This window comes from Pseudomonas fragi (assembly GCF_025426255.1).
Taxonomy (GTDB): domain Bacteria; phylum Pseudomonadota; class Gammaproteobacteria; order Pseudomonadales; family Pseudomonadaceae; genus Aquipseudomonas; species Aquipseudomonas kulmbachensis.
In genome coordinates, this window is record NZ_CP104861.1 from 3,913,525 (window position 1) to 3,931,172 (window position 17,648).

Consider the following 17,648-nt stretch of genomic DNA (forward strand, 5'->3'; position numbering starts at 1 on the left):
TTTTGGAATATATTTAGTTCATTAAATATCCCTATGTCTACTTAAATTTCCTCGGCAATAATCTGCGCAAGGCATAAGCCCATACAAAAAACGAGATTCAATGATTGCTTCAGGAGTGCATATGTCTCTGCCCGGTCTTCGAATAAATTCTGCCTGTGCTCCAGCAGCAGCTTCATTGATACAGGCGTTTTCCAACGTAGTTACGCCCCATATCAGCGACAACCTGGGGCGCCATATCGGCGCACGTGGGCTGACACGTTTGAACAAAACCGGGAAGTTAGTGGGCACAGCGTTGACCGTAAAAACCCGTCCTGGCGATAACCTTTACATCTACAAAGCAATGACCATGCTCCGACCTGGTCATGTGCTGGTCATCGATGCTCAAGGCGATTTAAACAACGCTGTCATCGGTGAGTTGGTCAAGTTGTACGCCGATATGCGTGGCTGTGTGGGCTATGTAGTTGATGGTGTGATTCGCGATGTTGTCGCGTTTGAAAATACACCGCTCTACGCCCGTGGAGTGATGCATTGCGGTCCATACAAGGATGGACCTGGTGAAGTAAACGTGCCGGTCAGCATTGGCGGGATGATCGTCACGCCGGGCGACATCCTTGTGGGTGATGAGGATGGACTGGTGGCCTTTCCCCAAGCCGATGCCTCGGAGGTTCTGCGGCTGGCCGGATTACACGCCGAACACGAGCGACGGGTGATGGCTGAAATCGCAACGGGCGAACATCGACAAAGCTGGTTGGAAGCGACGCTGGCAGCAAGGGGCCTGTTGGACTGACTGAGTGAAAGCCAGAGTTACTTGGCAAATTCAGGGATGACCATCCGTCCCGGATTAATACCGAACAAAAATCCAATAAAATCGGTGAAAGAAATGAAAGCTTATTCGAAGCCAACAAGCCGCTTCCGCTGGGTTGTGGCAGCTCTGTTTTTTCTTGCTTATATGGTTGCTGGCGCCGACCGCGCCAACATAGGCGTGGTCGTACCATTCATTAAACAAGAGTATCACCTCAGTAATACCGACATCGGCGCTTTGGCCAGTCTGTTCTATCTCACTTACGCCTTAGTGCAGATTCCGTCAGGTTATCTATTCAGCAAGTACGGTATCCGCAAGTTGCTGACGGGATCACTGGTGGTCACATCTCTAGCCACTTTATTAATAGGCTTCACTACTAGCGTGCTTCAGCTCAAGCTGGCACGAGCGTTGTTGGGTGCGGCGGAAGGTCCGATCAATATCGGAATTGTGTCGATCATCAACCGGTGGTTTCCACCGAGCGAGAAAGGCCTGGCAACGGGCATCTTCATGTCATCGATCAAGTTCGCTCCGGCCTTCGTCCCCCCGCTATGCGCCTACATCGTGCACCTGTATGGCTGGCGCGAGGTCTTCTACCTGTTTGCGGTGCCGGGGTTCTTCGTGGCCATCCTCTGGTGGTGGTTGGTGAAGGATGACCCCGCAGATAGTCGTCACTGTTCGGCGAGCGAGTTGCAGTATATCCAAGGTACCCAAGGTGCAGGCCAACAAGTAATCAGGCCAATGGTGCGTATCCCCCAATGGGTCGATACGTTAATTCGCAGCCGCGATACAAAGCCCCTGGCAGACAGTAAGAGCATCCTGCTTTCCTGGAACGTATGGGCTTGCGCGATCGGCTATTTCCTGATGGTGGGGATCACTTATTCGATCATGACGTGGATTCCCACTTATTTGATCACCGTAAAACAATACTCGATCATGAAAATGGGCATGGTGGCCGCTGCACCATGGGTGGGCGCGATTATTGGCAATCTGTTGGGCGGCTGGCTGTCGGACCGTGTTTTCGATAAGCGTCGTAAGCCGGCGATGCTCATCAGTTCGTTGTCGACCGTGATCATGATGTATGTGCTGTTGAATTCACCCAGCGACCCTGCGTTATTGGCGGCGGTGTTCCTGCTTGCTGGAATTCTGTTGAACATCGGTTATTCGACATTTCTGGTGTACCCCATGGGTCTTGCCACTAAGGAAAAGGTTCCATTTGCCGCATCAGTGGTCAACACAGGTGGCTCTCTTGGAGGGGCGTTCGCTCCCTTTGTGGTTGGTCTGCTGCTTGACAGCTTCAGCTGGGACTATGTGTTCGGCTTTCTCGGTATTTGCTCGCTTATAACTTTCGCGGTGGTCCTCACAATGATCGAACCGCGTGCCGAAGTCGCAAATGTCAGTCAATTCAAAACTGATGTGGAGCCCTCGTTACCGCCTATCCCTCACGGGAAATTCTGAGCCTTCAACTCCCTCTGCTGATCTGAAGAAAGGAACCAAGATGAACGAATCCTCGCGCATCATGCAGGTCTGTCGCCTCGACTTTTGGATCAGCCCTGTTTTCGACGCGTTAATCCGAGGCAATAACCAGCTAACGTTGAGTGTTTTGCCGAGCCAAAGTGAGGACGTACGAACCCTGGCCGGGCTGAATCAGGCTCACGCCTATCATGTGTCCGCAGCCAAGGACGAGTTGCCTCGGTCCTGGTTCGTCAATGCATCATTGATCGATCAATGCCCCAATCTACTGTGCGTTTCTTCAGGAGGGGCAGGCTTCGATACTGTCGATGTGGCAGCCTGCACACGTGCGGGTATCGCTGTGGTGAACCAAGCCGGTGCCAATGCATTTTCGGTTGCAGAGCATACCTTTGGGCTTTTGCTGGCTGTGGTAAAACGCATCGTTGAGTCAGACAACAAGATCAGACGCGAAACAGGTTTCACTCGTGAAGATCTCATGGGCCAAGAAATTTATGGCGGTACCATAGGGTTGGTGGGCTTGGGAGAAATTGGCAGCCGTACAGCTCGTATCGCTCAAGGTTTTGGTCTCGATGTATTGGCTTATGACCCTTATCTCAGCGCTGAAGAAATTCTTGCGCGTGGCGCGCAGTCGGTGACGCTGGAGGAGTTGCTACGACGCAGTGATTTTTTATCCTTGCATTGCCCTCTTAACGCTTCCACCTTTCATCTGATCGGCACTGAACAGTTCGCCATTATGAAGCCGGGCGCCGTGTTTATTTCCACGGCCCGTGGCGGGATTCATGATGAAACAGCGTTATACCAGGCCCTGAACAAGGGGCACCTAGGTGGTGCTGGGCTGGACGTCTGGGAGTGCGAGCCGCCAAAACGGAGTGTTCCATTGCTCGGGTGTTCCAATGTTGTGGCAACCTTTCATACCGCAGGTGTAACGCACGGTGGAAGGCGAAATGTTGCCCGATCTTCGGCACAACAGATCATGGCGATGCTGCGAGGTGAGCGTCCACCACACTTGCTCAATCCGGAAGTCTGGGATTTCTTTCACGAAAGAGCCCGTAAAGTCATTGGCACTTGATAGCCTCCTAAACTCACGCAGAGATGCATCGGGCAAATACACGGTCGCTTACTGTCGACGGTGGCTTTATAAAATTCCGGTAACTGGGCAATATCACCCCTTCCAGCATTACGCCAACTACACCCGAGCGCTCCCGAATGAACTCCGCAACGCTTCTCCTCTACACATCAAGCTGCTTTATTGGCGCGCTTATTCCTGGCCCTACCTCTCTGTTAGCGATGGCTAATGGTTCTTCTCGAAGCACGCGCAAGGTCGCGGTCGGAATGGCTGGTGCAGCCCTATCGGATGTATTGGTCATTGCGGCCGTCGGACTTGGGCTCGGCGCGATGCTGCTGGCCTCGCAAGACCTATTTTTGGCTCTGAAATGGATAGGCGTCTGTTACTTGGCGTGGCTGGGTGCTCAACTCTGGCGCAGCAATCCGCAAGGGCTCAGTGCGTCGAAGGCAGATACCAGTGCCGGTACGGGCGAAGTGTTCTGGCGCAGTTTTTCGGTGGCGATGACGAACCCTAAAGTGCTGCTGTTCTTCACTGCTTTTTTGCCGCAGTTTATTGATCCCAGTGAGCCCACTCTCCCGCAGTACGCTGTACTGGCGCTTATTTCGGCCGGAGTCGATGTAGCAGTGATGGCTTTGTATGCTGCAGGCGGAGTGCAAGCGGCAAAAATTCTCACTGAGACGGGAATGCGACGGCTGAACAAATGTTGTGGAGCCGCAATGGTGTCGTTGGCAGGGTTTCTGGCGCTATATCGAAAAGCGTGACCCCCCCTCTCCAGGCGAGACAAGCCTCGGCCAAGAGATGCGCTCTCTTGATCACGTGATGCAACCACGGCACCCATCATGCTGGTTGAGGGGTAATTTTCGCCCCGCAAGCGTTTGGCATAAAAAAGCCCCGCCTGAGCATTGCCCGGCGGGGCTTACTTTTTCCTGCTGCTGCCACCCTGCTGTCACAGAAAAATTTAACTGTCAGGAGTATGGCTGGAGAGGCCCGGAATATATGGTGTCCCAGGGCAGGTTCGAACTGCCAACCTTCCCCTTAGGAGGGGGATGCTCTATCCAATTGAGCTACTGAGACAAATGACGGCGAGCATGGTAACGGCCAGGCCTTTGTTTGTCATGTCGCGTGTGGGCTTTTTAACGGTAAGACACACTCCCCATAGCCGTGAATGCGGCGTAACCGTCAGACCTGACGCTTTGTATTTCCACGCGCTGCGCACCCGGAAACAGAGTATCCGCAAAGATACTTCAAGCGTGGGAGCGAGCCTGCTCGCGAATGATCTTCGCAATCAGGCTCGCTCCCACAGGGGGGGCTTGAGCTGGAGCAGGGTATTTACTGGTGCTTACAGCCAAAAAAACCGTATACAAAACGTCACATAACGGTGCACTCAAACTCTCCACACAGGTTTTCTGCATCAAAAAGTAACAACCCATTCTTTGGTCACAATCGACCACGCGCCATCTCCCTTTCTATTCGCTGGTTTTTCAGCAGCCAGGTAAAAAATAAAAATTCTTTTATTTTCAGGTAGATGAAAAAACATAAAGCAGTCCTTGAACACTTTTACTGATCTCTGTGTTTCTGCTGGCATGAATATCGCTTACACCAACACGGAACTTGTATACAAAATAAACAAAAATTAAGTACATATTGTTTCGTAGCCTGCAGCAAAAAGCAGGCATACCGCGGACTCTCACAACCAGTGATTCCCGCCAGCCGTGACGAAGATTTGTCGAGCCAACGCTCATGAACAGTCATCACGCCGGTAGGCATCAGGAGCTTGCCAGAATGCGTTCAAGACTCGCCGATACCATCGCTCTGGATTTACCTTCACCGGTTTCAACTCCCCTCCCCCACACCGCAGGCCCCACGCCCGCACCACTGGCACTCAGTCCGCGCCTGCATAACAACGACCTTGCCCCGACCAGAACCGAAGGTCGGCGCTGGGGCCGCTACAGTATTTTTGCCCTGTGGACCAACGATGTGCACAACATTGCCAATTACTCGTTTGCCATCGGGCTGTATGCACTTGGGCTGAATGGCTGGCAAATTTTGCTCTCGCTCGGGATCGGCGCAGCGCTGGTGTTCAACTTCATGAACCTCTCGGGTTATATGGGCCAGAGAACCGGAGTGCCGTTTCCGGTTATTAGCCGTATTAGTTTCGGCATTCATGGTGCCCAGATTCCGGCGCTGATACGCGCCGTTATCGCGATAGCCTGGTTCGGGATTCAGACCTATTTGGCCTCTGTGGTCTTGCGTGTGTTGCTGACCGCCATTCATCCCGGTTTCGCTGCCTATGACCACGACTCGATCCTTGGGCTGTCGACCCTGGGCTGGGTATGTTTTGTCGCGATCTGGTTTGTGCAACTGGCGATCCTCGCCTACGGCATGGAAATGGTTCGCCGCTATGAAGCCTTTGCCGGGCCAGTGATTTTAATCACCGTGCTGTGCCTTGCTGCCTGGATGTACTTTCAGGCCAACGGCAGCATTGCCTGGTCGGATCGTGTGCCATTGAGCACCGCAGAGGTGTGGCGCAATGTGTTTGCCGGTGGCGCGCTGTGGCTGGCGATTTACGGCACGATGATCCTTAATTTCAGTGACTTTTCGCGTTCGTCGCCGTGCTGCAAAACCATCACGGTCGGAAATTTCTGGGGCCTACCGGTGAATATTCTGGTGTTTGCCGGTATCACCGTCCTGCTCTGCGGCGCTCAGTTTCAAATCAACGGGACAATTATCGAGAGCCCGACGCAGATCATTGCGTCGATCCCCAATACTTTCTTCCTGGTGCTGGGCTGCCTGGCATTTCTGATTGTGACGGTGGCGGTGAATATCATGGCCAACTTCGTCGCGCCAGCTTTCGTACTGAGCAACCTGGCCCCCAAGTACCTGACCTTTCGCCGGGCGGGACTGATCAGCGCAACCATCGCGGTGCTGATCCTGCCGTGGAATCTCTATAACAGTCCGCTGGTGATTGTTTACTTCCTGTCTGGCCTGGGCGCCCTGCTCGGCCCGTTATATGGCGTGATCATGGTCGACTATTGGCTGGTACGAAAAGGCCAGGTGGATGTGCCAGCGTTATATAGCGAAGACCCCACAGGTATTTACTACTACTCCCGTGGCGTGAATTTGCGCGCCGTTGCGGCGTTTATTCCGGCAGCGCTGATCGCAATTGTTCTGGCGCTGGTTCCGGGTTTCCACACTGTTTCTCCATTCTCTTGGCTGATTGGTGCCGGTATTGCAGCGATGCTTTATCTGATCATCGCCAAACGCCAAACCCACTACGCCCAAGTCAGCGGCGAATCGATTGCGGTCGATAACGCCAGCCATTGATGCAACGGCGGTCTGCCGCGTGCAGGCCGCCTCCTCCCAGCCACTCCAAGGAGAGTCCATGCGAATCCTCGTGGTTAATGTGAATACGACCGACAGCATCACTCAGGCCATTGCTCGGCAGGCGCAATCCGTAGCCGCGCCGGGCACCGAAATCATTGGGCTGACGCCCAGCTTCGGCGCTGAGTCGGTTGAAGGCAATTTTGAAAGTTATTTGGCCGCAATCGCGGTAATGGACTGCGTCATGGCCTACGATCAGCCCTTCGATGCCGTGATCCAGGCCGGATATGGCGAGCATGGCCGCGAAGGATTGCAAGAGTTGCTCAACGTGCCCGTGGTGGATATCACTGACGCTGCGGCCAGCACGGCCATGTTTTTGGGGCGCGCCTACTCGGTGGTCACCACACTGGATCGCACCGTGCCACTGATCGAAGACCGCTTGAAACTGTCAGGACTGTGGCAACGCTGCGCTTCGGTACGCGCCAGCGGCCTTGCCGTTCTGGAACTCGAGTCTTCACCGCAAAAAGCTGTTGAAGCCATTGTTCGACAGGCCGAACTGGCGGTCAGCCAAGACCGGGCGGAAGTTATTTGCCTGGGCTGCGGAGGAATGGCCGGACTGGATGAGCAGATTCGTCAGCGCACCGGTGTGCCGGTGGTTGATGGTGTAACGGCAGCGGTGACCATCGCCGAAACGCTGGTTCGCCTGGGGCTGTCGACGTCGAAAGTACGCACCTACGCAACACCCCGCCCCAAGGCGATTACGGGGTGGGCAGCTCGATTCGCACGCTAGACAAGCACGCTGCAGCCGCTATCCGCGGCTGCACAGGGCTGGTAACTCCTCGCTTTCTTCCGTGTCATGCAAATTGCACTACAGCAAAAAGCCATCATTGCAAATTGCAATCAGCCCCTCTCCAAGACATACTTCAACCAACTGTTTTATATAGATTTTTACCCATTCTACAGTTGGCATGAAGACTGCTCTAGTAACAGTACTCCGTCCATGCTCTCAGAGATGACCGCCATGAACAGCACACTCTTACTGTTAAATGCCCTTGCGCTGGCCGTGCTGGCAGCTGTGCACTTTCAAACTGAGCCTGCTTCGGCTGAGCAACCCGTTGAAATAGCAGCTGTTTACAGCAAACCACTCAAACCGCTACCCCAGTTGGCGGTGATGAATGCGGCCACCAGCGTAGCTCCTCATTTGGCGACCAATGATCGCCCCACCCGCGAAGCAGCCGAAGTTGAACGCTGGTTTTTTTGATGAGCGCACTGAGAACGGGTGAATAATCAAGTTTGACCCACAATTGCGCCAAGGCTACTAACCTGCAAGGGCACAACCCTTCTGGATAAGCGCTAAATCTGTACGCTATGAATACCAGCTCATGTTTTTGATAATCACTGCTGGCATAACGCCTGTATCCGGGTCAATATTTGTCACAGAATTGACGCCGGGGAAATGGCAGATTTAAGGCATGATGCGCGCCTCTTCGCAATTCAGGTTGAACATTTGGCCACCAGAACGGTCTTAAATACATCCTGCGGCCAATTCCCGAGAACCGCTCCCCTGAACTAACCGGTTAACTATAATGCGCCCATTGAAACAGGCTATTTACTCCAGCCGTACGGCTGACAAGTTCGTCGTACGCCTGCCAGACGGAATGCGCGAGCGCATCGCCGAAGTGGCTCGCAACCATCACCGCAGCATGAACTCAGAAATCATTGCTCGTCTTGAGCAAAGCCTTATTCAGGAAGGTGTACTGGGTGACGAACTCAGCATGCGCCTGGACAGCCCAGAACTTTCCCTGCATGAACGTGAGCTGCTGCAACGCTTTCGACAACTGTCACATCGCCAGCAAAACGCCCTGGTTTCACTGATTGCTCACGACGCTGAAGCGGCATCCGAGTAATCCTGATTTAAATCAGGCACAAAAAAGCCAGCATCGCGCTGGCTTTTTTTATGGGCGCTGTTCACGCCCGCTACAAAAACGGCCTGATCAGACAGTGTCCGATCAGGTCGCAGACCATCAAAGCAGGAAGATGGTTGCCAGTCCCAGAAAGATGAAGAACCCGCCACTGTCGGTCATGGCGGTAATCATCACACTCGCGCCCATGGCCGGGTCACGCCCCATCTTGGCCAACGTCATGGGGATCAATACTCCCATCAGCGCTGCAAGTAGCAGGTTGAGTGTCATGGCCGCGGTCATCACCACGCCCAGCGACCAACTGCCATACAGCAGGTACGCAACAACGCCAATTACCCCACCCCACACCAGGCCATTGATCAGCCCCACGGCCAGCTCCTTGCGCATCAGACGCGAGGTGCTGCCGGTGTTGACCTGATCGAGCGCCATCGCTCGTACGATCATGGTGATGGTCTGGTTGCCGGAGTTACCGCCAATGCCGGCCACGATAGGCATCAGCGCTGCCAGTGCCACCAGTTTTTCAATCGAGCCTTCAAACAGGCCGATCACCCGCGAAGCAATAAACGCCGTGACCAGATTGACTGCCAGCCAGGCCCAGCGGTTACGCAGGGACTTCCAGACCGAGGCAAAAATATCTTCCTCTTCGCGCAGACCGGCCATGTTGAGAACTTCGGTTTCGCTCTCCTCACGGATCAGGTCGACCATTTCATCGATGGTCAGACGGCCAATCAGCTTGCCGTTCTTGTCGACTACAGGCGCAGAGATCAAGTCATAACGCTCGAACGCCTGAGCGGCATCGTAGGCATCTTCGTCCGGATGGAAACTCACCGGATCGCTGGCCATTACCTCGGACACTTGCTTTTCAGGGTCGTTGACCAGCAAACGCTTGATCGGCAACACGCCCTTGAGCGCACCGTCGTAATCGACCACGAACAATTTATCGGTATGCCCAGGCAGCTCTTTGAGGCGACGCAGGTAACGCAGTACGACTTCAAGGCTGACATCCTCACGGATCGTCACCATCTCGAAGTCCATCAGGGCGCCGACTTGATCCTCGTTGTAGGACAGTGCGGAGCGAACGCGCTCACGCTGCTGACCATCAAGGGTCTCCATCAACTCATGGACGACGTCTCGCGGCAGCTCAGGGGCCAGGTCAGCGAGTTCGTCGGCATCCATCTCCTTGGCGGCTGCCAGAAGCTCGTGATCGTCCATGTCGGCGATCAGGGTTTCACGTACCGAGTCGGATACTTCAAGCAGGATGTCGCCATCGCGATCAGCCTTGACCAACTGCCAGACCGTCAAACGGTCGTTCAGCGGCAACGCTTCGAGGATGTAGGCAACGTCTGCGGAGTGCAGGTCTTCCAGCTTGCGCTGGAGCTCAACAAGGTTTTGCCGATGGACCAGGTTTTCAACCCGATCATGGTTATGGCCTTCCTGACGATGAGTCAGGTCTTCGACCACACGCTGGCGATTAAGCAGCTCAATAACTTGAGCGAGGCGGCTTTGCAGGCTGTCTTGCGTTTTCTTTACTTCAACTTCGGTCATAGGCGAACTCCACTCCCAGCAGCAGGGCACGCCGGAAGGATCAATCAGTCAATTCATGATTGGAAAAACGGGATGCTGAGTTTCTACTGGGTAAGTCCATGGAAGTATTCCACAAGCCCCGGCGGGGCTGACGGGCGCAATCATACACGGCTTAAAAATTTATGACGCAAAAATCTTGGACTTAACAAAAGCTTGCGAGGCGCCGTCGAACGGCGCCTGCACGATGATTGTGCGACGCAGGTTAAAACGCATAGGACACAAGCCGAAGATGAAATCTCAGCGTGTACAAGGGGCAGCATAAACTGGGGAGAAGTCTGGCGAATGACAGTAATGTTCAAATCGCAGATAGCAAAAAGCCTGCACACTGTGCAGGCTTTTTGGTGTTTGGTGCACTCGACAGGATTCGAACCTGTGACCGCTCGGTTCGTAGCCGAGTACTCTATCCAGCTGAGCTACGAGTGCAAGTTGTGTTTGTTAGACCAGACCACCCTGGTTGAAGCAAAGTTAACCGCCGAAGCAACTAACTCTTAAATGGTGCACTCGACAGGATTCGAACCTGTGACCGCTCGGTTCGTAGCCGAGTACTCTATCCAGCTGAGCTACGAGTGCAAGTTGTGTTTGTTAGACCAGACCACCGCTGGTTGAAGCCAAGTTAACCGCCAAAGCCATTAACTCTTAAATGGTGCACTCGACAGGATTCGAACCTGTGACCGCTCGGTTCGTAGCCGAGTACTCTATCCAGCTGAGCTACGAGTGCATTTGAAGCTGCGTATTATAGACCGTTAAATCTCTCTGACAAGCTTTTTTTTCAGTAATTTCAACAACTTACCGAACTGTCTAGATTCGAACGTGCTACATGAATAATGGCGGAGAAGGGGGGATTCGAACCCCCGACACCCTTTTGAGATGTACTCCCTTAGCAGGGGAGCGCCTTCGGCCACTCGGCCACCTCTCCGCAACACGAGGCGTATAATAACCAGCCTTTTCCCCGCATGCAACTAAAAACTTAAATAAAATTAAAGACTTGGTTCTTCGTCCTTTTCTTTCTTGATCCGCAGGTAGATCTCCTCACGGTGCACAGCAACTTCCTTGGGAGCATTCACACCAATGCGCACTTGGTTGCCTTTGACACCGAGCACGGTCACAGTAATTTCGCCATCGCCTATGATCAGGCTTTCCGCACAACGGCGAGTCAGAATCAGCATACGTTTCTCCTCACACTTTTCATTTCAGGGACAACAGTCTGCAAAAAAAAAGAGCCCGGGCCTACTAGCCGAACAGCTATAGCACCCTGTGCTCCTAAGTATTGACCAACATGACAAAACAGGTGGGCCTGGTTCATGCCTGCCAAAAAAACAAAGGGCGCGGATTAACCGCGCCCTCCTGGAAACGTTTTACTCACCCTGTCGGGCTGGCGCGTCCAGGTCAAAAGCGGTGTGCAGGGAACGCACGGCCAGCTCCAGGTACTTCTCTTCAATCACCACCGACACTTTGATCTCGGAGGTCGAGATCATCAGGATGTTGATGTTCTCTTTGGCCAGCGCCTCAAACATGCAGCTGGCAACGCCCGCATGAGAACGCATGCCTACACCGACAATCGAAACCTTGGCAATGTTGGTATCACCCACCACTTCACGGGCGCCGATCTCGCGCGCCGTGTTTTCCAGCACGGTTTGTGCGGCGTTGTAGTCATTGCGGTGCACAGTGAAGGTGAAGTCGGTGGTGTTATCGTGCGCGACGTTCTGCACGATCATGTCGACTTCGATATTGGCCGCGCTGATCGGGCCCAGAATCTTGAACGCCACGCCCGGGGTGTCTGGCACGCCACGGATGGTCAGCTTGGCTTCGTCGCGATTGAATGCGATACCAGAAATGATCGGCTGTTCCATGGATTCCTCTTCATCAATAGTAATGAGGGTGCCTGGACCCTCCTTGAAGCTGTGCAAAACGCGCAGCGGAACGTTGTACTTGCCTGCGAACTCGACTGCGCGGATCTGCAACACCTTGGAGCCCAGGCTGGCCATTTCCAGCATTTCTTCGAAGGTGATCTTTTCCAAACGCTGAGCTTTGGCCACAACCCGTGGGTCTGTGGTGTAAACCCCGTCTACATCGGTATAGATCTGGCATTCATCAGCCTTCAGGGCCGCCGCCAGTGCCACACCGGTGGTGTCAGAGCCGCCACGACCCAACGTGGTTATGTTGCCGTGCTCATCGACGCCCTGGAAACCTGCAACCACAACCACACGCCCGGCCCCAAGGTCGGCGCGAATCTTCTGATCGTCAATTTTCAGGATGCGGGCTTTGGTGTGCGAGCTGTCCGTAAGGATGCGCACCTGGCTGCCGGTATAGGACACCGCAGGTACACCGCGCTTGTTCAGCGCCATCGCCAGCAGACCAATAGTCACCTGCTCGCCCGTGGATACAATTACATCCAGCTCGCGAGGTGACGGGTGATCGCTGATTTGCTTGGCCAGTTCGATCAGGCGATTGGTTTCGCCGCTCATTGCAGAGAGCACGATCACCAGATCATTACCGGCTTCGCGGAACTTCTTAACTTTATCGGCGACCTGCTCGATTCTCTCGACAGTGCCGACCGAGGTGCCTCCAAACTTCTGTACGATCAAAGCCATTTCAAAGCAGCCTCAGCCCATAAAGGGCGCCCATTTATCATTCAAACGACGCGCCATCACTAGACGATGGCGCGTACTGGACCTCAGATACCCTGTTCGACAAATGGCACAGTCAGGGCCAACGCGGCGTCCAGGGCTGCAGCATCAACACCGCCGCCTTGCGCCATGTCCGGACGACCACCGCCCTTCCCGCCCACTGCCGCAGCGGCCTGCTTCATCAAATCACCGGCTTTGAGTTGGCCAGTCAGGTCTTTGGTTACGCCTGCAACCAGTACAACCTTGTCTTCATGAACACTGCCGAGCAGGATCACCGCACGGCCGAGCTTGTTCTTCAGCTGATCTACCAGCGCCAGCAGCGCCTTGCCATCTTGACCATCCAGGCGGGCGGTCAACACTTTCACGCCTTTTACGTCCACTGCCGACGATGACAGGTCATCGCCCGCAGCGCTTGCAGCTTTGGCCTGCAATTGTTCCAGTTGTTTTTCCAGCTGGCGATTACGCTCAAGCACCGCCGACAGTTTGTCGACCAGGTTTTCACGCGAGCCCTTGACCAGGCTTGCGGCTTCCTTGAGCTGCTCTTCGGCGGCGTTCAGGTAAGCCAGTGCGGCCGCGCCTGTAACAGCCTCGATCCGACGAATACCGGAGGCTACACCGCCCTCACTGATGATTTTCATCAGGCCGATATCGCCAGTACGGTTGGCGTGAATACCGCCACACAATTCAACCGAGAAATCGCCGCCCATGCTCAGTACGCGCACGTTGTCGCCGTACTTCTCGCCAAACAGCGCCATGGCGCCTTTTTGCTTGGCGGTTTCGATGTCGGTTTCTTCAGTCTCGACCGGGGTGTTCTTACGAATCTCGGCGTTGACGATATCTTCCAGCGCCTTGATCTGCTCAGGCTTGATCGACTCGAAGTGGCTGAAGTCAAAGCGCATGCGCTGACTGTCGACCAACGAACCTTTCTGCTGAACGTGCTCGCCCAGCACCTGGCGCAAGGCCGCGTGCAGCAAGTGAGTCGCCGAGTGGTTCAGCGCGGTGGCGTGACGCACATCAGCATCTACCTTGGCTTCAACGGATTCGCCTGTTTTCAGGCCGCCCGCTGCAACCACGCCGTGGTGCAGGAACGCGCCGCCGGTTTTAGTGGTGTCGCGCACGTCAAAACGCGCTGCGCCAGCTTGCAGGTAACCGCAATCGCCTACCTGGCCGCCCGACTCGGCGTAGAACGGGGTCTGATCAAGAATGACCACGCCGTCATCGCCTTCGCTCAAGCTGGCAACCGACTGACCGTCTTTGTAGAGAGCAACGACTTTGGCCGGGGCCTGGGTCGCGCTGTAACCGATAAACTCGGTCGGCACATCGACTTTAACCAGAGTGTTGTAGTCCAGGCCGAACGCGCTGGCCGAACGCGCACGCACACGCTGGGCTTCCATCTCGCGCTCGAAGCCTTCCTCGTCCACGGTCAGGTTGCGCTCACGGGCGATGTCGGCCGTCAGGTCCATCGGGAAACCATAGGTGTCGTAGAGCTTGAACACTACGTCGCCCGGCACCACGGTGCCCTTGAGTTCAGCCAGATCCAGCTCAAGGATTTTCAGGCCCTGCTCCAGGGTCTTGGAGAACTGCTCTTCTTCGGCTTTAAGCACGCGCTCGATGTTGGCTTGCTCGCGAACCAACTCCGGGAAGCCTTCGCCCATCTCGGCAACCAGTGCCGCGACGATCTTGTAGAAGAAGCTGCCGGTTGCGCCCAGCTTGTTGCCGTGACGGCAGGCGCGACGAATGATGCGGCGCAATACATAGCCGCGACCTTCATTGGAAGGCAATACGCCATCAGCAATCAGGAAGCTGCACGAACGGATGTGGTCGGCTACAACCTTGAGCGATGCCTGGCCTTCGTTGGCACAGCCGATGGCTTGCGCCGCGCCATTGAGCAGGCTCTGGAACAGATCGATGTCGTAGTTGGAGTTGACGTGCTGCATCACCGCACTGATCCGCTCCAGGCCCATGCCGGTATCTACCGACGGCGCTGGCAACGGATGCAACACGCCATCGGCGGTGCGGTTGAACTGCATGAACACGTTGTTCCAGATTTCGATGTAACGGTCACCGTCTTCATCTGGCGAGCCCGGCGGGCCGCCCCAGATTTCAGGACCGTGATCGTAGAAAATCTCGGTGCAAGGGCCGCACGGGCCGGTATCGCCCATGGTCCAGAAGTTGTCCGATGCGTACGGCGCACCTTTGTTGTCGCCAATACGGATCATGCGCTCGGCAGGGACGCCGACTTCTTTGGTCCAGATGTCATACGCTTCGTCATCGCTGGCGTAAACGGTTACCCAGAGCTTGTCTTTAGGCAGCTTGAGAACGCCGGTCAGGAAAGTCCAAGCGAAGTTGATCGCGTCTTTCTTGAAATAATCGCCGAAGCTGAAGTTACCGAGCATTTCAAAGAAGGTGTGGTGACGTGCGGTGTAGCCGACGTTTTCCAGGTCGCTGTTCTTGCCGCCGGCTCGCACGCACTTCTGGCTGCTGGTCGCTCGGGTGTAGGCACGTTTTTCTTGACCCAGGAAGCAGTCCTTGAACTGGTTCATCCCCGCGTTGGTGAACAGCAGGGTTGGGTCGTTATTCGGGACCAAGGAGCTGGAAGGGACACGGGTGTGACCTTGCTCCTCGAAGAAGCGAAGGAAGGCTTCACGGATTTCTGCGCTTTTCATAGGTTCTTCCACGGAGGCTGCGGCCAGAGGCAAGTGAATCACGTCAATCGACAGTGCGACTCGCAAAGGGCCGCATTATATCGGCCCTTCGCCTCGGGTACAGCGTGTTTATACGATAGCGACAAGCAATTGGACGGATCGCAAGATTATTGGCGGGAAAACTCAGTAAAAACGGCTATTACGTGCTCAATCTGACTGTGACTGACATCCATATGCGTCACCATTCGCAAGCGCGGTGCCGCGCTGAGCCTGATCCCCTCCTCGGCCGCAAAGGCCTTGAGAGCCTCCGCCCGCTCGTCGACCTGCACATAGACCATATTGGTCTGCACCGGCTCCACCTCATACCCGGCAGCACGCAGGCCCTCGGCGAGGAACTGCGCATTGGCATGGTCGTCCGCCAGACGCTCAACCTGATGGTCCAGCGCATACAACCCGGCAGCCGCCAACTGGCCTGCCTGGCGCATGCCACCACCGACCATCTTGCGCAAGCGCCGGGCCTTGCCGATCAGCTCGGCAGTGCCGCACAACACGGAGCCCACTGGCGCACCCAAACCTTTGGACAGGCACACCGATACCGAGTCGAAATGCCGGGTGATATCACTCGCATCAACCCCCAGTTTGACGGCCGCGTTGTACAGCCGAGCGCCATCAAGGTGCAGCGCCAGCCCATGCTCACGGGTCAGGCGACTGGCAGCTGCCAGATACTCAACTGGCAGCACCTTGCCCTGCATGGTGTTTTCCAGGGCCAGCAAACGGGTGCGGGCAAAGTGAAAATCGTCAGGCTTGATCGCGGCAACAACCTGCGCCAGGTCCAGCGAACCATCCGCCTGAACCTCCAGCGGCTGCGGCTGAATCGAGCCCAGTACCGCCGCCCCGCCGCCTTCATATTTATAGGTGTGGGCCTGCTGACCGACGATATATTCGTCACCGCGCCCGCAATGAGCCATCAGTGCCAGCAGGTTGCTCATGGTGCCGGTGGGCACGAACAGCGCACTGGCAAAACCCAGACGCAAGGCCAGTTCGGACTCCAGCTTGTTTACCGAAGGATCTTCGCCATACACATCGTCGCCCATCGGCGCATTTGCCATGGCCTCGCGCATGCCAGCGCTGGGTTGGGTCACGGTGTCACTACGAAGATCGATAACAGTCATTGGAGCGGCCTCGGCAATAAGTGATCAGCACTGGAGACTAATCGGGGAATTCCCTTTCGAACAAGCGTAGCGCAGGCAGATTGGCCATATATTTGTGTTTGCACAGAAATCGACTGCTAACCCAGCAAGAAATTTGATTGCTATTAGCAAAAAGCAGCCATGCATCTGCGAAAAATTTGTGATACAAAATGCCCGCCGCCAGAAAGGCTGGCGGCAACGTTCTCAGGGCGGGGTGCGACTCCCCACCGGCGGTAATTGCGCGCAAAGCGCATAGCCCGCGAGCGCTTGGTCGGTCCCCGCTTCGGCGATGACAGATCAAGGTCAGCAGACCCGGTGTGATCCCGGGGCCGACGGTCATAGTCCGGATGAAGAGAGAACGGGATTGGCGCCAAAGGGCCGTCAACCAGGTGGACAAGTGACGATGCCAAATGGCCGTGCGCTGCCCACCTGAACGTACCCTTTAATCCCATTCGATTCATATGCCCTGTTTTTCACACAAACAGGAATCTGAACATGCAACCCACCGCAATCGACAGCAAAAGCAAAAACCACCACGAGCGCGTAGCGTTTATCCAAGCCTGCTGGCACAAAGACATTGTCGATCAGAGCCGTAAAGGCTTCCTGGCCGAAATGCTGGTACAGGGCTATCAGGAAAGCGACATCGATTTCTTTGAAGTCGGCGGCGCCTTTGAAATCCCGCTGCACGCCAAGCTGCTGGCCAAGACTGGCCGTTATGCCGGTATCGTCGGCGCGGCACTGGTGGTGGATGGCGGCATCTACCGTCACGATTTCGTCGCCCAGTCCGTAGTCAGCGCCCTGATGCAAGTGCAACTGGAAACCGAAGTGCCGGTATTCTCGGTCAGCCTGACCCCGCACCACTTCCATGCCGGTGAAGAACACCACAAATTCTTCTTCGACCACTTCGTGCACAAAGGCCAGGAAGCGGCAAAGACCTGCGTCGATACCCTGCAAAAAATTCGCGACTTGAAGCGCATGGACACCCAGCAAAAACGCGCGGTGTAAATCGCCAGCCCACAAG

The 17,648-nt window shown here is 55.2% G+C and carries 15 protein-coding genes, 5 tRNA genes and 1 riboswitch; of the genes, 9 read left to right on the plus strand and 11 right to left on the minus strand.

What is annotated here, in order from left to right; translation table 11 throughout:
• The first annotated feature begins 121 nt into the window (after positions 1–121).
• From N7D90_RS18155 to N7D90_RS18170, 4 genes are all read left to right on the plus strand, one after another.
• The gene (locus tag N7D90_RS18155) at positions 122–787 is read left to right on the plus strand and encodes an RraA family protein (protein WP_261739298.1); all 666 of its coding nucleotides are present in this window, start codon (positions 122–124) and stop codon (positions 785–787) included.
• Positions 788–880: 93 nt separating this feature from the next.
• The gene (locus tag N7D90_RS18160) at positions 881–2,257 is read left to right on the plus strand and encodes an MFS transporter (protein WP_261742476.1); all 1,377 of its coding nucleotides are present in this window, start codon (positions 881–883) and stop codon (positions 2,255–2,257) included.
• A 40-nt stretch (positions 2,258–2,297) separates the two neighbouring features.
• Positions 2,298–3,341: a hydroxyacid dehydrogenase gene (locus N7D90_RS18165; protein ID WP_261739299.1), complete on the plus strand. Its 1,044-nt coding sequence runs from the start codon at positions 2,298–2,300 to the stop codon at positions 3,339–3,341.
• A 137-nt stretch (positions 3,342–3,478) separates the two neighbouring features.
• Positions 3,479–4,099: a LysE family translocator gene (locus tag N7D90_RS18170; RefSeq protein WP_261739300.1), complete on the plus strand. Its 621-nt coding sequence runs from the start codon at positions 3,479–3,481 to the stop codon at positions 4,097–4,099.
• A 236-nt stretch (positions 4,100–4,335) separates the two neighbouring features.
• Here N7D90_RS18170 and N7D90_RS18175 read toward each other — a convergent pair.
• Both N7D90_RS18175 and N7D90_RS18180 read right to left on the minus strand, forming a co-directional pair.
• Positions 4,336–4,412, minus strand: a tRNA-Arg gene (locus tag N7D90_RS18175).
• A 337-nt stretch (positions 4,413–4,749) separates the two neighbouring features.
• A complete protein-coding gene (locus tag N7D90_RS18180; protein WP_261739301.1) occupies positions 4,750–4,875 on the minus strand; it encodes a hypothetical protein in 126 nt (41 codons plus the stop codon).
• A gap of 245 nt (positions 4,876–5,120) precedes the next feature.
• Between N7D90_RS18180 and N7D90_RS18185 the strand changes: the two genes are divergently transcribed.
• From N7D90_RS18185 to N7D90_RS18200, 4 genes are all read left to right on the plus strand, one after another.
• Positions 5,121–6,662, plus strand: a complete 1,542-nt coding sequence (locus tag N7D90_RS18185) for an NCS1 family nucleobase:cation symporter-1 (protein WP_261739302.1) — start codon at positions 5,121–5,123, stop codon at positions 6,660–6,662.
• 58 nt (positions 6,663–6,720) lie between these two features.
• Positions 6,721–7,449: an aspartate/glutamate racemase family protein gene (locus N7D90_RS18190; protein ID WP_261739303.1), complete on the plus strand. Its 729-nt coding sequence runs from the start codon at positions 6,721–6,723 to the stop codon at positions 7,447–7,449.
• A gap of 66 nt (positions 7,450–7,515) precedes the next feature.
• Positions 7,516–7,920 carry a hypothetical protein gene (locus N7D90_RS18195; protein ID WP_261739304.1) on the plus strand — a complete coding sequence of 135 codons (405 nt, stop codon included), beginning with the start codon at positions 7,516–7,518 and terminating at the stop codon, positions 7,918–7,920.
• A gap of 325 nt (positions 7,921–8,245) precedes the next feature.
• Positions 8,246–8,566, plus strand: a complete 321-nt coding sequence (locus N7D90_RS18200; protein ID WP_019823397.1) for an Arc family DNA-binding protein — start codon at positions 8,246–8,248, stop codon at positions 8,564–8,566.
• A gap of 117 nt (positions 8,567–8,683) precedes the next feature.
• Here the strand turns inward: N7D90_RS18200 and mgtE are convergent, their stop codons facing one another.
• The 9 genes from mgtE to ltaE form a co-directional block, all read right to left on the minus strand.
• Positions 8,684–10,126, minus strand: a complete 1,443-nt coding sequence (mgtE, locus tag N7D90_RS18205) for a magnesium transporter (RefSeq protein ID WP_261739306.1) — start codon at positions 10,124–10,126, stop codon at positions 8,684–8,686.
• Between the two features lie 385 nt (positions 10,127–10,511).
• Positions 10,512–10,588, minus strand: a tRNA-Arg gene (locus N7D90_RS18210).
• Positions 10,589–10,658: 70 nt separating this feature from the next.
• Positions 10,659–10,735, minus strand: a tRNA-Arg gene (locus tag N7D90_RS18215).
• Positions 10,736–10,806: 71 nt separating this feature from the next.
• Positions 10,807–10,883, minus strand: a tRNA-Arg gene (locus N7D90_RS18220).
• 107 nt (positions 10,884–10,990) lie between these two features.
• Positions 10,991–11,081 (minus strand) — tRNA-Ser (locus N7D90_RS18225).
• A 61-nt stretch (positions 11,082–11,142) separates the two neighbouring features.
• A complete protein-coding gene (gene csrA, locus N7D90_RS18230; protein ID WP_003175645.1) occupies positions 11,143–11,331 on the minus strand; it encodes a carbon storage regulator CsrA in 189 nt (62 codons plus the stop codon).
• 189 nt (positions 11,332–11,520) lie between these two features.
• A complete protein-coding gene (locus N7D90_RS18235; RefSeq protein WP_261739307.1) occupies positions 11,521–12,756 on the minus strand; it encodes an aspartate kinase in 1,236 nt (411 codons plus the stop codon).
• An 83-nt stretch (positions 12,757–12,839) separates the two neighbouring features.
• The gene (alaS, locus tag N7D90_RS18240; protein ID WP_261739308.1) at positions 12,840–15,458 is read right to left on the minus strand and encodes an alanine--tRNA ligase; all 2,619 of its coding nucleotides are present in this window, start codon (positions 15,456–15,458) and stop codon (positions 12,840–12,842) included.
• Between the two features lie 146 nt (positions 15,459–15,604).
• Entirely contained in the window at positions 15,605–16,609 is a 1,005-nt protein-coding gene (gene ltaE, locus N7D90_RS18245; RefSeq protein ID WP_261739309.1) for a low-specificity L-threonine aldolase, read from the minus strand.
• Positions 16,610–16,823: 214 nt separating this feature from the next.
• Positions 16,824–16,991: riboswitch (FMN riboswitch) on the plus strand.
• Between the two features lie 131 nt (positions 16,992–17,122).
• On the opposite strand from ltaE, the gene N7D90_RS18250 reads away from it, so the two are divergent.
• On the plus strand, positions 17,123–17,632 hold the full coding sequence (locus tag N7D90_RS18250; RefSeq protein ID WP_261739310.1) for a 6,7-dimethyl-8-ribityllumazine synthase: 510 nt from the start codon (positions 17,123–17,125) through the stop codon (positions 17,630–17,632).
• Positions 17,633–17,648 lie beyond the last annotated feature (16 nt).

What these genes read in the sequence shown, in the direction of transcription:
- N7D90_RS18235 (WP_261739307.1), bottom strand. Translation starts at nt 12,756, where the DNA reads ATGGCTTTGATCGTACAGAAGTTTGGAGGCACCTCGGTCGGCACTGTC.
- N7D90_RS18185 (WP_261739302.1), top strand. Translation starts at nt 5,121, where the DNA reads ATGCGTTCAAGACTCGCCGATACCATCGCTCTGGATTTACCTTCACCG.
- alaS (WP_261739308.1), bottom strand. Translation starts at nt 15,458, where the DNA reads ATGAAAAGCGCAGAAATCCGTGAAGCCTTCCTTCGCTTCTTCGAGGAG.
- ltaE (WP_261739309.1), bottom strand. Translation starts at nt 16,609, where the DNA reads ATGACTGTTATCGATCTTCGTAGTGACACCGTGACCCAACCCAGCGCT.
- N7D90_RS18180 (WP_261739301.1), bottom strand. Translation starts at nt 4,875, where the DNA reads ATGTTTTTTCATCTACCTGAAAATAAAAGAATTTTTATTTTTTACCTG.
- mgtE (WP_261739306.1), bottom strand. Translation starts at nt 10,126, where the DNA reads ATGACCGAAGTTGAAGTAAAGAAAACGCAAGACAGCCTGCAAAGCCGC.
- N7D90_RS18160 (WP_261742476.1), top strand. Translation starts at nt 881, where the DNA reads ATGAAAGCTTATTCGAAGCCAACAAGCCGCTTCCGCTGGGTTGTGGCA.
- N7D90_RS18200 (WP_019823397.1), top strand. Translation starts at nt 8,246, where the DNA reads ATGCGCCCATTGAAACAGGCTATTTACTCCAGCCGTACGGCTGACAAG.
- N7D90_RS18250 (WP_261739310.1), top strand. Translation starts at nt 17,123, where the DNA reads ATGCAACCCACCGCAATCGACAGCAAAAGCAAAAACCACCACGAGCGC.
- N7D90_RS18165 (WP_261739299.1), top strand. Translation starts at nt 2,298, where the DNA reads ATGAACGAATCCTCGCGCATCATGCAGGTCTGTCGCCTCGACTTTTGG.
- csrA (WP_003175645.1), bottom strand. Translation starts at nt 11,331, where the DNA reads ATGCTGATTCTGACTCGCCGTTGTGCGGAAAGCCTGATCATAGGCGAT.
- N7D90_RS18190 (WP_261739303.1), top strand. Translation starts at nt 6,721, where the DNA reads ATGCGAATCCTCGTGGTTAATGTGAATACGACCGACAGCATCACTCAG.
- N7D90_RS18195 (WP_261739304.1), top strand. Translation starts at nt 7,516, where the DNA reads ATGCAAATTGCACTACAGCAAAAAGCCATCATTGCAAATTGCAATCAG.
- N7D90_RS18155 (WP_261739298.1), top strand. Translation starts at nt 122, where the DNA reads ATGTCTCTGCCCGGTCTTCGAATAAATTCTGCCTGTGCTCCAGCAGCA.
- N7D90_RS18170 (WP_261739300.1), top strand. Translation starts at nt 3,479, where the DNA reads ATGAACTCCGCAACGCTTCTCCTCTACACATCAAGCTGCTTTATTGGC.